Raw genomic sequence first — 13,688 nt, forward strand, 5'->3', positions numbered from 1 at the left:
TATCAGGGTCGCTCCTGGTCATAGTTTGAACATCCCGGACCACTTGGGCCGACTTGCGGAACAGTAGAGCCATGAGTCTAGGTACGAAGGCCCAAATTGGGGTCACAGGTTTGGCAGTTATGGGTCGCAACTTGGCGCGCAACATTGCGCGGCACGGCTATGTGACGGCGGTTCACAACCGCACCTATGCGCGCACCCAGTCGCTGATTGAGGACCACGGGGACGAGGGCGAGTTTGTGCCTTCGACGACGATGGAAGAGTTTGTCGAGTCGCTGGAGCGCCCTCGAACAATCATTTCCATGGTTCAGGCTGGTGTCGCAACCGACGCCGTCATCAACGAGTTGGTTCCGCTCCTGGAGCCGGGCGACATTATTGTCGATGCCGGAAACGCCCACTTCCCCGACACTGTGCGCCGGGAACTGGCGCTGCGTGAGGCGGGCATCCACTTCGTTGGTATGGGTGTGTCCGGGGGAGAAGAGGGCGCGCTCAACGGACCTTCTATCATGCCCGGCGGTGCACCTGAGTTTTACGAAACCTTGGGGCCGATCCTTGAGGACATTGCAGCCCAGGTCGATGGCGTCCCCTGCACCACCTACGTCGGTCCGGACGGTGCCGGGCACTTCGTCAAGATGGTTCACAACGGCATCGAGTACGCTGACATGCAGCTAATCGCTGAGGCTTACGACCTGCTCCGCCAGGGATTGGGCGCATCGGCAGCTGAAATTGGGGAAATCTTCGCCAAGTGGAACGAGGGCGAACTGGAGTCATTCCTCATTGAAATCACCGCTGAAGTCCTCTCTCAGGTTGACGCCAAAACCGGCAAGGCTTTCGTGGACATCGTCCTTGACCAGGCCGAACAGAAGGGGACTGGACGTTGGACGGTGCAGAACGCCCTCGACCTCGGGGTGCCGATCACGGGGATCGCGGAAGCTACCTTTGCCCGTGCGCTGTCCGGATCGGTACCGCAGCGCGAAGCTGCCCAAGGGGTGCTTCCGGCTGACACTCTTCCCTGGGACATCACTGACCGTGACGCCTTCATTGAAGACGTACGTCAGGCGCTTTACGCTTCAAAGATTGTTGCCTACTCCCAGGGGTTCGACCAGATCGCCGCGGCTTCCGAGGCCTTCGGGTGGAACATCAACCGCGCGGCTATGGCGCGGATCTGGCGTGGTGGCTGCATCATTCGCGCAAGCTTCCTCAATCGCATCACTGAGGCCTATGAGCGCGACCCGGCACTGCCGCTGCTGCTCGCGGACGAATACTTCACGGGCGCTGTTGCAGCCGGGCTGAAGTCGTGGAGGCGTATTGTCTCTGACGCTGCACTACACGGGGTGCCGACCCCCGCTTTCTCTTCGTCGCTGGCCTACTACGACGGGGTTCGCGCCGAGCGGCTTCCGGCCAACCTGATCCAAGCGCAACGTGACTACTTTGGCGCACACACCTACCAGCGCACCGATCGGCCCGGCTTCTTCCATACCGAATGGACAGCGGATCGGTCCGAGACCGAACAATGAGCCCCGCAGAAGTAACCGCGACACACAACCCACTGCGCGACAAGCGTGACCGGAGGCTGCCGCGCATTGCTGGGTCCTCCGGCCTGGTGATCTTCGGAGTCACCGGAGACCTGGCACGCAAGAAGCTCCTCCCGGCCATCTACGACCTCGCCAACCGCGGGCTCCTCTCACCGGGATTCGCTCTGATTGGGTTTGGTCGCCGCGACTGGGATGACGCGAAGTTCGCCGAGGTCGTCAAAGAGTGCATCCAAGAGTATTCACGTACCGAGTTCAATGAGGCGGCGTGGCAACAACTGCTTGGTGGCATCCGCTTTGTCAGTGGCTCCTTTGACGACGACGCTGCTTTCGACAGGCTGCGGGATGTCATGGTGGAACTGGACCGCACCCGCGGCACGCGTGGCAATTTCGCCTTCTACCTCTCCGTGCCACCCAGCGCGTTTCCGCAGGTGTGCGGACAGTTGGCACGTGCGGGGATTTCCGAGGGCGCCAACGGGTCTTGGCGACGCGTTGTCATTGAGAAGCCGTTCGGGCACGACCTCGAGTCAGCCCGCGCCCTCAACCGCGTGGTCGAGGACGTCTTCCCGCCGCGTTCCGTTTTCCGCATCGACCATTATCTTGGCAAAGAGACGGTGCAGAACCTCTTGGCGTTGCGCTTCTCAAACCAGTTGTTCGAACCGCTGTGGAACAGTCGCTATGTCGACCACGTCCAGATCACCATGGCCGAAGACATCGGTGTTGGTGGGCGTGCCGGCTACTACGACGGGATCGGTGCGGCTCGGGACGTGATTCAAAATCACCTGCTGCAGCTGTTGGCGCTCACCGCCATGGAGGAGCCGGTCACTTTCGATGCCGATGACCTAGAGACTGAGAAGGTCAAGGTTCTCTCAGCCGCGAGCGTCCCGCCCGACATCGAATACCACACCGCCCGCGGTCAGTATGAGGCCGGGTGGCAGGGTGGGCAACAGGTTGTCGGCTACTTAGACGAGGGCGGATTTGACCCCAACTCGACGACGGAAACCTACGCGGCGATCCGCGTGGATATTGACAACCGGCGCTGGTCAGGAGTCCCGTTCTACCTGAGGACCGGCAAGAGGCTGGCGCGCCGCGTCACAGAGATTGCCGTAGTCTTCAAGAAGGCGCCGCCGCTACCTTTCTCAACCACTGGGAGCCGTGAGCCCGGCAATAACGCCCTCGTCATCCGCATCCAACCCGACGACGGGGCGAGCCTGCAGTTCAACGCGAAGGTTCCCGGGGCGGTAATGGAGGTGCGCGATGTGACGATGGACTTCGGGTATGGGCACTCGTTCACGGAGGCGTCTCCGGAGGCGTACGAACGGTTGCTTCTCGATGTTCTGCTGGGTGACCCACCGCTGTTTCCGCGTCACCGTGAGGTGGAGTTGTCGTGGGAGATCCTCGACCCCGTCATCGAATATTGGGCCAACAATGGGAAGCCTGAGCCATACCGCGCCGGCACCTGGGGGCCAGACTCGGCAGAGGAAATGGTTCGACGCGACGGACACAGCTGGAGGCGCCCGTGATTATCAACATGGACAACACAACCGTTGCTGACATTAATCGGCGGCTCATCCACGAGCGTGAAGAGGGTGGAGCAGTGGCGCTGTCCCGCGTCCTCACCCTGGTCATCGACGCAGGCCATGCCGATGTTGAGCCCGCAATCGAGGCCGCTAACACTGCGAGTAGGGAGCATCCCTGCCGCGTGATCGCCCTCGTACAAAACGATGACATTGAGGGGGAGTTGCACGGGCAACTGCGGCTGGGTCACGATGCCGGGGCCAGCGAAGTCATTGTTTTGCAACACAGCGCGGAACTGGCCGAACACCTCGACACACTGGTCCTTCCACTTCTGCTGCCGGACGCCCCCGTGGTGGTGTACTGGCCGTGCAACTCACCATCATCTCCGTCGACCGATCCGCTCGGGAAGTTGGCCCAGCGGCGCATCACGGATAGCTATTCAGCGACTGATGGCATGGGTCAGTTGCGTGAGCATCGCGAGCATTACGCACCGGGCGACACTGACTTGGCGTGGACGAGGACGACTCTGTGGCGCGGACTGATCGCTGCGACATTGGACCAGCCGCCCTATGAACCTGTCCTCTCAGCGAGCGTGACGGGAGAGGCAGGGCACCCCGCCCTCGACCTCCTGGGGGCGTGGCTGGCGCTGCACTTGGAGTGCCCTGTTGAGATGGAGCGGATCGAGGGCGCCCCGGGACTCACCGAGTTGCGGTTAGAGCGCGAGTCGGGACCGATTGTGCTGTCGCGTCCTGACGGGAGGAACGCGTCGTTGCAGGTTCCCGGTGAACCTCGCCAGTACATTACCTTGCCGATGCGTCCGCTCAGTGAGAGTCTGGCAGAGGATCTCAGGCGGCTCGATGCCGATGAAGCATACGGCGATGTCCTGCTTAATGGGCTCGCACTCTTGGAGGAATGATGACTGTTTTACCACCGACACCACGGGTAGTTGTCTACCCGGACGCCGACACTTTGGCGGCGGGCACTGCCGCGCGCCTGATCACACGCATTACGGACGTCCAGTCCGTGACGTCACCGGTTCACGTCGTGCTTACCGGGGGCACCGTGGGGACCAAGACGCTTGCTGCCATCGTCAATGAGCCCGCCGCGGGCGCGGTGGACTGGGCGCAAGTGCATTTCTGGTGGGGGGATGAGCGTTTCCTTGTGGATGGCGACCCGGAACGCAATGAGACCGGGGCCCGGGAGGTGTTTCTGAGTCGCTTTGCCGAAGCCATACCTGAGACGAACATTCACCAGATGCCGGCCCTTGACCCAGAAGGTGGGGTCGCGACACCTGAGATTGCGGCGGAACTCTATGCTGGCGAACTGGCAGAGTTCGCTCCCGAGGGGGTCGGCGTGCCAGAGTTTGACGTGCTGATGCTTGGGGTTGGCCCCGATGGTCACATCGCTTCATTGTTCCCGGGTAACGCCGCGCTTGACGCCAGTGGCACGGTGGTCGCGGTGCGCGATTCTCCGAAGCCCCCGCCGCTTCGTGTTTCGCTCACGTTCGATGCGATCGAGGCCGCTCGGGCGATCTGGCTGGTACCAGCCGGGGCGGACAAGGCTGACGCGGTTGCTTCCGCGTGGTCGGGCGCTCCGCGCAAGGTGACGCCGGCGGGCTCGGTCCGCGGGACAGAAGAGACGCTGTGGTTGGTGGACGTGGCGGCGGCCTCGAAGGGAAGCCGAGGCAAGGGCTAGGGCCACGACGTTCACTGGGCTACACGAAGCGGTCGGCTGTATCTGTGAAGATGCCAGTTGCACCCCAGTTGAACAACTGGTTTACGCGGTCGGGAGCATTCACCGTCCACACATTGACGCCGTAGCCAGCGCCCGTGAAAGCATCCATGCGTGTGGGGGACAGGTCGACGTCCTCAGCGTGGATGTAGCTCGCACCCACCATCTCGAGGACGGAGAGCCAGTCGTAGTACATTGCCTTGGACTCCCAGAGCATTCCGATGGCCAGTTCGGGCGCCTCCTCGTGAAAGTGAGCAAGCAACAGGGATGAGAACGAGGAAATGATTAGCTCGCGTTCCGGGTCGAGGTTTTCCAGTTCCTTCAGCACCGATCCGATCAGCCTCAGGGAGCCTTCCTTACCTGTTTCATGTGCTTTGAGCTCAATGTTGGCGTTGACACCGGCCTCGTTCATGAATGTGACCAGGTCTGAGAGAAGCGGAATGCGGGTGCCGCGGAAGTCCCTTCCAAACCAGGCGCCCGCGTCGATCTGACTGAGGTCAGCACGGGTGAGGCCATAGAAGCCGCCGGTGCGGTTCGTGGTGCGATCCAAGGTGGAGTCGTGGATCAGGATGGGGGTGCCGTCGGCGATGATGTCGACGTCAGTCTCAATCCATTGCACACCGGCCCCGGCTGCGGCCTCGAATGCTGGCATCGTGTTCTCCGGTGCCTGATGGTTGAGCCCGCGGTGGGCAAACACCATGCGGCTACTGGTCGGCACATGGGCCATGGGTATGGTTACTGACATCTGAGCTCCTCTGCTGCGAGTACTGCGGGTCGGCATCCCATTGACAATAGTATTCGCCCTTCGTTCAGGTGGTGGCGAGGTCGCGTCGCCTGAACCCAACAAAGCCGACCGTGAGGAAGCCGACCGTAAAGAGGCTGACCCAAAGCAGCCCTGACCAGTCAGGACTTGGCTGTGTGACAACGGGGACATGCCAGAACGGACTTATTCCCAGCGCCCAGTCCGGCAGGTTGAAGGATGGCCCCAGCAGGGTGAGCATGAACGACATGAGCACGCCTGCCCAGGCTGCCAGCGGCACACGAGGGCGGACGCCAACAACCAGGACCGAAAACGCCACCACCGTCCACATCGCCGGGACAGTAGCCAGAGTCTGAAGCATGCCCTCACCAAAACTAATACCGACATCGGCCCGCACCGCTAGGACGGTGAGAATCATTCCAGCCGTCACGAGGTAGATGGTTGAGGAAAGGAACGCCAGTCCGACATTTCCGGCGTAGTAGCGCCACCGGGACACCGCACCAGCAAGGATTGGCTCAACCCGTTCAGCGAGTTCCTCTGAACGGACCTTGAGGATCACTTGGACACCCGGAATCGCGGCAAGGCTTCCTAGGATCGCCAGGATACTCAAGAAAAAGGCACCAATCAGTTCGTCGTGGGTTACGGCCCCCGCCGCCAAGATATGAGCGACGGCGCTGTCTTGATTGAGAACCTCTTCGATGGAGCCGGTGAAGTAGCCAAATGTGATGCCAAGAAGTATGAAGGCAACTATCCATGTCAGCAACAGGCCCGCATTAATGTGTATTGCCAAGCCCCACGGCGAGCGGATGCGCCCCCGCGCGGGCCCCGGGCGCGGTGCCACAGCTCCCTGCCCGAAATCGCGCTTCGACTGGAGGACAAAGGCCAACGTAAGGCAGATGATTGTCAAAACGACGGCATAGACCAGTGGAAGCCAGTTGTTGCCCGTCGCTGGGCGCGCCTCGGTCAGCCATCCCAGCGGGTTGACCCACATCGCCCAGGCATCCGCATTGAGGGAGTAAGCCAAACCGCGTAGCACGTAGAGTACGCCCAAGGTTCCGAGCGCCAGTGTTGATGCTGCTCGCGCGTCGGTCCCAAGTTGGGAGGCGACCGCGGCGAATCCGGTAAACATCCATCCGGTGGCGGTAAATGTTGCCCCAAGAAGCAGTGAGGATTCCCAGTCCCCACCGAATAGGCCTGTCGCGACGCCAGATACCAGGCCGATGAGGACCGATTCGATCAGTGCAAGTCCAACGCCGGTAAGGAGCCGACTTCCCCTCCCGAGGACGCTGGAAGCAAGCAGTTCAGCCTGCCCCGAGTCCTCCTGACCCCTGGTTGCTCGCACCACCGTGAAGGTCGCGGCGAGCGCAGTGAGGAAGCCGCCGAGGGCGAGCGAACGCCAGGCATTAAAGCCGTCAACGGTCGCAAGGTCGAATGCCGGGCCCAGCACCAATCCCAGTGCGGGATTTGATCCGACCGCAGCGGCAAAGGCTGCTCGATCAGCCTGTTCGGGAAAAATCACCGGATACAGCACCACTGAAGAGACAGACAGAACGGTGGCAATGAGGATCCACGGCGCAAAAGTGTGAGCGTCGTAGCGCAGCGAGGTCTTGAGCAGCACTCCGGTACCGGTCAGGGGGCTAGTGCTTCGAGTCGTGCCCTCGCCGTGACGGCCTCGGGTCCGCCTAGCCATCCTGGTCACTGGTTTCGTCCTCGTACAAACGAAGGAACAGCGACTCTAGCGATGGCGGTTCCACCGTGAGGGCCGTGAGTCCGTAGGGGACCAGCGCCGTCATCGCTACTCCCACGCCGTCCGCTCCGACCGTGGCAGTGAGCCTGTTGCCGTCAAGGTGCACGTCCTGAAGGCCGGTCAGGGCGGCGGGAGAAGGAACTCGATGCAACGTGGCAGTGATTGTCGTTCGCGCATGCCCGCGGAACTGCTCCAGCGTTCCGGCCTCGACCACGACGCCATCGCGAATCACCGTGAGGCGGTCCGCTAGATTCTCCACTTCCGCGAGGATGTGGGAGGAAAGCAGCACTGTTGTTCCCCGCGCTTTTGCTTCCCCGACCACCTCTTGGAACACCTTGCCCATCAGGGGGTCGAGGCCGCTGGTTGGTTCGTCAAGAATCAGTAGTTCAGCGTCGGAGGCAAGTGCTGCGATGATGGCGACCTTTTGCCGGTTACCTTTGGAGTACTGGCGCCCACGCTTGGTTGGGTCCAACTCAAAGCGTTCAATCAGCTCGGTCCTGCGGCTCTCATTGAGGCCGCCACGCAGAGAAGCGAGCAGGTCGATAGCCTCGCCTCCGCTCATCTTTGGCCACAGCGAGACATCCCCGGGAACGTAGGCGAGGCGTCTGTGAAGCTCCACCACATCCTTCCAGGGATCTTGCCCGAGGACGGTTGCCGTTCCACCGTCTGCGCGGATTAGTCCCAGCAGGACACGAATCGCGGTGGTTTTCCCGGCCCCGTTGGGACCCAGGAAGCCGTGAACCTGGCCGGCCTCGACAGTCAGATTGAGTCCGGAGAGCGCCTGAAACCTGCCAAAGGACTTCGTGACTTCCCGGACCTCAATCGTCTTGGACAGTGTCATTCCAACACCCCCGTTGTAGTTGTTGGATCGCGCAGCTCGCGGTATCGATCGTAGTTTAGTGCCTCTATCGCGCTGTCATTTCGGCATTTAGCATGGTGCTAGGCGGTACGCGATCTCAAAAATGGGCTTCAGGAGATGGAAACCCCGTACAGGAGGTTGGAGCTTATCGCTCCTGCGATCTCTCCAGCCGGGCAAAGGCGCGGTCGATACGAATCTGCAGGATGGCCCCAAGTTCCCGGATAAGTCGCTCTTTCGGCATGGAGGCAAGCGGTTCCAGCCTGACGATGTAGCGCATGGTGATGACGCCGAAGGTTGCGGCCATCGCGATTTCGACTTCTTCCGCGAGCTCTGTTGTGATCCCAAGCTTTGCGCCGACCTCACCAATGACATCGTTGCGGATGTAGTCGCGAAAGCGTTGGCTTGTACCGGCGTCGGTCATAAGCGTTTGCATCAGGACGCGAAGTGTCTCGCCAGAGGTACCTTCTTCGTAGAACTGGAAGGCTCGACGCGCAATCCTGTCGCCAGCACCCTCGCGCCCTTCAGAGAGGTGTTCGAGGATCGTCTCCGCCGGGTCGAGTGGCAGGTTGAAGCCTGCGCGAAACAGACGCTGCTTGCTTTCAAAGTAGTACGTGATCATGGCGGACGTGCAACCGGCCCGCTTCGCGATGGCGCTCATCGTTGTCGGGTCATAGCCCTTCTCCACAAACTCTTCGTGTGCTGCGACAAGAATCTTTTCTTTGATCTCACCTCGTTTCGCAGAGGGACCGCGGGAAGACAATTTCTTCCCTTCTGACTTCCTTGGGTCGTTGGTCCCAGCTGTGGGTTGGGCGTCTTTTGGGCGTTGTGGTGCGGCTTCTGGGTTGTTCGACGACATGGTCTCATCCTAATTTAAACAGGGTGGAAACTACAGCGTTATCTACGTACACTCGGCGCCAGTTGATGATGTAGGAGGTACCGGAAGCAATGAGCAGTAGTAACGCGCTCCGCCTGGGGCTGGATGTTGGCTCCACGACGGTCAAGGCAGTGCTCCTTGATGGCAACCGCGTGGTCTTCTCTGACTACCGCCGCCACAATGCCGACGTGCGGGGGGAGCTACTTCGCTTACTGGCGGACATCTACGACCGGTTCGAGGACGTACCCATTACCGCTGCGCTTACAGGTTCGGGCGGACTCTCTCTTGCCAAGACGATGGGCATTGCCTTCGTTCAAGAGGTCATCGCGGGCACGCATGCAACCCAGACGCTGCATCCCGAAGTTGATGTCGTCATCGAACTTGGGGGTGAGGACGCCAAGATCACCTACCTGCACCCCACGCCCGAGCAGCGCATGAACGGCACCTGCGCAGGCGGCACCGGTGCGTTCATCGACCAGATGGCGACTCTGCTGCAGACTGATCCGACAGGCCTCAACGACCTTGCTTCGCGCCACAAGCAGCTCTACCCGATCGCGTCGAGATGTGGCGTTTTCGCCAAGTCAGATCTCCAGCCACTCCTCAACCAAGGTGCGGCGCACGAAGATCTTGCGGCTTCCATCTTCTCTGCGGTTGCGACACAGACCATCGCGGGTTTGGCGAATGGGCGGCCGATTCGCGGCACCGTCATGTTCCTCGGTGGCCCGCTCCACTTCCTGCCCCAGCTTCGCGCTGCCTATGAGCGCCTGCTTCCCAGCGCAGAAGGCTTCGTCACCCCTGATAACGCCCAGCTTTACGTCGCTATGGGTGCCGCGCTCTCGGCGGAGAATGCCGCAACCGAGGCGCAGTCGGCACAGAAGCTGGTCACGCTTATCGACCGCCTCACAACGGCCCATGTCATTGCGGAGTCCTCTCGGATGAGGCCCCTCTTCGCAGACGATGAGGAAAGGGCGCGGTTCCAAGACCGCCACGCCCTCGACGAAGTTCCGACCCTTCCGATCTCTCAGGCTCACGGGCGGTGCTGGTTGGGAATTGACGCTGGCTCGACAACCATCAAGGCCGTCCTCGTCGACGAGGACGAGAGGATTGTTTTCTCTCACTACGCCCCCAACGAGGGCGACCCAGTGGCCGCGGCAGTCGCCATCCTGCGTCGGGTGCGTGAGGAGCTCCCGGAGACTGCTCACATCGGACGCTCCTGCTCAACCGGTTACGGGGAAGCCCTGGTTGCCGCTGCTCTGCAGATGGACGAGGGCGTTGTCGAAACCATGGCCCACTTCCGCGCAGCCGACCACATGATGCCCGGGGTTACTTCGGTAATCGACATTGGTGGCCAGGACATGAAGTACCTGAAGATCAAGGATCGCGCAGTCGACTCAATCTCGGTGAATGAGGCCTGCTCCTCAGGATGCGGGTCGTTCCTGCAGACCTTCGCGGCGACAATGGGTACGGACGTGCAGAACTTCGCCCGCCTCGCCGTTGAGTCTGATGCGCCGGTGGATCTGGGGACACGCTGCACGGTGTTCATGAACTCATCGGTGAAGCAGGCGCAGAAAGAGGGGGCCAACGTTCGCGATATCTCCGCGGGCCTGTCCTACTCGGTGGTGCGTAATGCGCTCTACAAGGTCATCAAGCTCAAGGACCCCTCCGACCTCGGCGACAAGGTTGTCGTCCAGGGCGGCACCTTCCTCAATGATTCGGTGCTTCGGGCATTCGAACTGCTCACCGACCGTGAGGTCGTGCGTCCCTCGGTTGCCGGACTCATGGGAGCCTACGGGGCAGCCCTGACTGCCAAACTTCACGATGAGGGAACCCAGTCGACCCTTGCTGAGCTGTCCGACCTCGACCGCTTTAGTGTGGAGACAACCCGCAAGACCTGCCGCCTGTGCCAGAACCACTGCCAAATGACGATCTCTACCTTCTCCAATGGGGAACGCAGCGTCTCTGGTAACCGGTGTGATCGCGGCGCCTCTTTGGAGCGGATCCCCAAGAAGTCTGAGCTGCCGAACATGTATGACTGGAAGTACAAGCGGCTCTTCGGCTACCGCCGCCTGACAGAAGCGAAGGCATTCCGCGGTGACATCGGCATTCCGCGTGCATTGAACCTGTATGAGAACTACCCATTCTGGTTCACGATGCTGACTACTCTGGGGTTCCGCGTCATGATTTCAGGACGGTCCGACCACAACCTCTTTGAGCGGGGGATGGAGTCCATTCCCTCTGAGAACGTCTGCTACCCGGCCAAACTGGTCCACGGTCATATCGAGTCGCTGCTCGACAAGGGTGTGAGAACAATCTTCTACCCCTGCGTCAGTTTCGAGCAGAAGGAGTTTGACGGGGCTGACAACAGCTTCAATTGTCCGGTGGTCGCGACCTACCCGGAGGTTATCCGCAACAATATTGAGCAGGCGGAGGACGTTCGGATCATCTCTCCATTCGTGAATCTGGACAACCGCGATTACCTTGCTAAGCACCTTGCCTCAGCATTTTCCGACTGGGATGTTTCGGTCGACGAAATGCAGGCCGCCCTCGACGCCGCATGGGAAGAGGATGCCGCGTTCAAGCGTGACGTTCGTGAGAAGGGTGCCGAGTACCTGCAATGGATTGCTGACCACGACGTCAAGGGGGTCGTCCTCGCCGGACGTCCGTATCACCTTGATCCTGAGGTCAACCACGGAATCCCCGAGCTGGTCAACGGTCTTGGCATGGCTGTGCTCACCGAAGATTGCCTCACTGACGGCCGGCTGGAGCGGCCTCTACGGGTGCGTGACCAGTGGGCTTACCACTCTCGACTGTACGAGGCCGCCGCACGGGTCGGTGATGAGCCGTCGCTGCAGCTGGTGCAGCTCAACTCATTCGGTTGCGGCGTTGACGCCATCACGGCTGATCAGGTGCAAGAGATCCTCGAGGGCCGCGGGGATGTGCACACCGTCCTGAAGATCGACGAGGTTTCTAACCTTGGCGCAGCACGGATTCGGCTGCGGTCGCTGCAGGCTGCCGTTACCGAGCGGGAGTCACTGGTGTCGGAACACGTCGACACGCTGGACCTGGTTGACCCCTCGGGCGCTGCCGCTGCCGAGGAGGCCGCCGAGGCCGGACACGTGGTGCCCCACGCTTCCTTCACGAAGGAGATGCGCGAGGACGGGTGGGAAATCCTTGCCCCTCAGATGGCTCCGATCCAGTTCCGACTGCTTGAGCCGGTTCTGCAGCGCGCGGGCTTGAACGTGCGCGTCCTCGAACACACTAACCACGAGACGATGGAGACGGGCCTCAAGTACGTCAACAACGATTCGTGCTATCCGGCCATCGTGGTGATCGGACAGCTACTGGATGAGTTTGTTCAGGGTCGATCCAACCCTGATCGCACGGCAGTTGCCGTCACGCAGACTGGCGGAATGTGCCGGGCTACCAACTATGCGGCGCTGCTCCGCAAGGGACTTCGGGACGCGGGCTTCCCCCAGGTTCCGGTGATTGCGGCCTCGGTGCAGGGAATCGAAGAGAACACCGGGTTTACGCTGGGTCTTGGTGATATCAACCGAGCGATCCAGTCCATTGTGCTTGGTGACCTGCTGCAGTCGCTGCTGCTGCGAGTGCGTCCCTACGAGGCCGTTCCGGGCAGTGCCATGGAGCTCTACGAGCGGTGGAACGACCTCATGACGCAGTGGCTTTCTGAGGGCGGCTACTCGAAGGAGTGGCGCGGACACTGGACCTTCCGCAGGCTGATTGCAAAGTGCGTCCGGGAGTTTGACGACCTCGAACTGCTGGATATTCCACGCAAACCCCAGGTGGGGTTGGTGGGGGAGATCCTGGTTAAGTTCCATCCCGATGCTAACAATCACGCTGTTGATGTCATTGAGGAAGAGGGGTGCGAGGCCGTCCTTCCCGGCCTCATGCAGTTCTTCCATAACTCAGCGGCTAGCGGGAAATGGAACCAGGAGAACCTGGGGGGAACAACTAAGAACCGCAGGCTGCGCTCGGCGGCGCTGTGGGCGATGGAGAGGTATGAAGATCCGGTGCGGGCCGCGCTGTTGAAGACTAACGGGAAGTTCGTTCCTCACAGAGGGATCCTTGAGATGGCTGAGCGTTCCACGGACATTGCCAGCATGGGGAACCAGGCGGGTGAAGGCTGGTACCTGACGGCAGAGATGGTCGACATGATCGAGCACGGCTGTCCCAACATCATCTGTGCCCAGCCGTTTGCCTGCCTGCCTAACCACGTCATCGGCAAGGGCATGTTCCGCGCGATTCGCAACCGTTACCCAGAGGCCAACGTGGTTTCTGTTGACTTTGATCCGGGCGCTTCCGAGGTGAACCAGCTCAACCGCATCAAGTTGATGCTGGCAACCGCCATGCAGCAGCACGGCGACCAGGAAACGCGGCTCGACTTTGGCGCGGACACGCAGATTACTTGGGACGAACCCGAAGCGTCTGGGTGCGGCGGATGTTCTATTTCTGCGCTAGCAGGGGCCTCGAGTGGAGGCCCGGTGAGCCTCGGTTTGCCGATGGTGCGCCCGGAGGTACGGCGCTCGGCCTAGCCAATCCCGGGACTGGTCCGACGGCGTCGCCCGTTCCCGTTAGCGCGCCGGTTGGGCCATAGCGAGCCGACTAGGTCGTATAACGGCGTCATTCAGGGTGTAGAGGGGCCGGACCGGCTC

9 protein-coding genes are annotated in these 13,688 nt (G+C 61.1%); 5 read left to right on the forward strand and 4 right to left on the reverse strand.

All coding sequences use genetic code 11. The features are described 5' to 3' along the window. Positions 1 to 71 precede the first annotated feature (71 nt). From gndA to pgl, 4 genes are read left to right on the forward strand one after another with little or no spacing between them, the layout of a single operon-like run. Positions 72 to 1,514, forward strand: coding sequence for an NADP-dependent phosphogluconate dehydrogenase (gene gndA, locus IDL90_RS00825; protein WP_182140960.1), 1,443 nt, complete (start codon positions 72 to 74; stop codon positions 1,512 to 1,514). Continuing rightward, complete coding sequence (zwf, locus tag IDL90_RS00830) at positions 1,511 to 3,052, forward strand: glucose-6-phosphate dehydrogenase (RefSeq protein ID WP_182140959.1); 1,542 nt, start codon at positions 1,511 to 1,513, stop codon at positions 3,050 to 3,052. Before gndA ends, zwf begins: the two co-directional genes overlap by 4 nt. Next, complete coding sequence (locus tag IDL90_RS00835; RefSeq protein ID WP_182140958.1) at positions 3,049 to 3,963, forward strand: glucose-6-phosphate dehydrogenase assembly protein OpcA; 915 nt, start codon at positions 3,049 to 3,051, stop codon at positions 3,961 to 3,963. Before zwf ends, IDL90_RS00835 begins: the two co-directional genes overlap by 4 nt. After that, positions 3,960 to 4,742, forward strand: coding sequence for a 6-phosphogluconolactonase (gene pgl / locus IDL90_RS00840; RefSeq protein WP_223175094.1), 783 nt, complete (start codon positions 3,960 to 3,962; stop codon positions 4,740 to 4,742). The genes IDL90_RS00835 and pgl overlap by 4 nt, the downstream gene beginning before the upstream one ends. Positions 4,743 to 4,761: 19 nt before the next feature. On the opposite strand, the gene IDL90_RS00845 is transcribed toward pgl, so the two are convergent. The 4 genes from IDL90_RS00845 to IDL90_RS00860 all read right to left on the reverse strand — a co-directional run bounded on the left by IDL90_RS00845 (position 4,762) and on the right by IDL90_RS00860 (position 9,000). Then, positions 4,762 to 5,523: a glycerophosphodiester phosphodiesterase family protein gene (locus IDL90_RS00845; protein WP_182140956.1), complete on the reverse strand. Its 762-nt coding sequence runs from the start codon at positions 5,521 to 5,523 to the stop codon at positions 4,762 to 4,764. A gap of 64 nt (positions 5,524 to 5,587) precedes the next feature. Further along, positions 5,588 to 7,237, reverse strand: coding sequence for an ABC transporter permease (locus tag IDL90_RS00850; RefSeq protein WP_220458721.1), 1,650 nt, complete (start codon positions 7,235 to 7,237; stop codon positions 5,588 to 5,590). Continuing rightward, positions 7,221 to 8,126, reverse strand: coding sequence for an ABC transporter ATP-binding protein (locus IDL90_RS00855; protein WP_182140955.1), 906 nt, complete (start codon positions 8,124 to 8,126; stop codon positions 7,221 to 7,223). The genes IDL90_RS00850 and IDL90_RS00855 overlap by 17 nt, the downstream gene beginning before the upstream one ends. A 163-nt stretch (positions 8,127 to 8,289) precedes the next feature. Continuing rightward, positions 8,290 to 9,000 carry a TetR family transcriptional regulator gene (locus IDL90_RS00860; protein WP_182140954.1) on the reverse strand — a complete coding sequence of 237 codons (711 nt, stop codon included), beginning with the start codon at positions 8,998 to 9,000 and terminating at the stop codon, positions 8,290 to 8,292. A gap of 89 nt (positions 9,001 to 9,089) precedes the next feature. Here IDL90_RS00860 and IDL90_RS00865 point away from each other — a divergent pair, with 89 nt between their 5' ends. After that, a complete protein-coding gene (locus IDL90_RS00865) occupies positions 9,090 to 13,568 on the forward strand; it encodes an acyl-CoA dehydratase activase-related protein (protein WP_182140953.1) in 4,479 nt (1,492 codons plus the stop codon). Positions 13,569 to 13,688: the final 120 nt, after the last annotated feature.

Source organism: Schaalia sp. JY-X159, assembly GCF_014525425.1.
GTDB lineage: Bacteria > Actinomycetota > Actinomycetes > Actinomycetales > Actinomycetaceae > Scrofimicrobium.

Excerpts from the sequence above, each read along its gene's own strand:
- zwf (WP_182140959.1), top strand. The coding sequence starts at position 1,511 with ATGAGCCCCGCAGAAGTAACCGCGACACACAACCCACTGCGCGACAAG.
- IDL90_RS00845 (WP_182140956.1), bottom strand. The coding sequence starts at position 5,523 with ATGTCAGTAACCATACCCATGGCCCATGTGCCGACCAGTAGCCGCATG.
- IDL90_RS00855 (WP_182140955.1), bottom strand. The coding sequence starts at position 8,126 with ATGACACTGTCCAAGACGATTGAGGTCCGGGAAGTCACGAAGTCCTTT.
- IDL90_RS00860 (WP_182140954.1), bottom strand. The coding sequence starts at position 9,000 with ATGTCGTCGAACAACCCAGAAGCCGCACCACAACGCCCAAAAGACGCC.
- gndA (WP_182140960.1), top strand. The coding sequence starts at position 72 with ATGAGTCTAGGTACGAAGGCCCAAATTGGGGTCACAGGTTTGGCAGTT.
- pgl (WP_223175094.1), top strand. The coding sequence starts at position 3,960 with ATGATGACTGTTTTACCACCGACACCACGGGTAGTTGTCTACCCGGAC.
- IDL90_RS00865 (WP_182140953.1), top strand. The coding sequence starts at position 9,090 with ATGAGCAGTAGTAACGCGCTCCGCCTGGGGCTGGATGTTGGCTCCACG.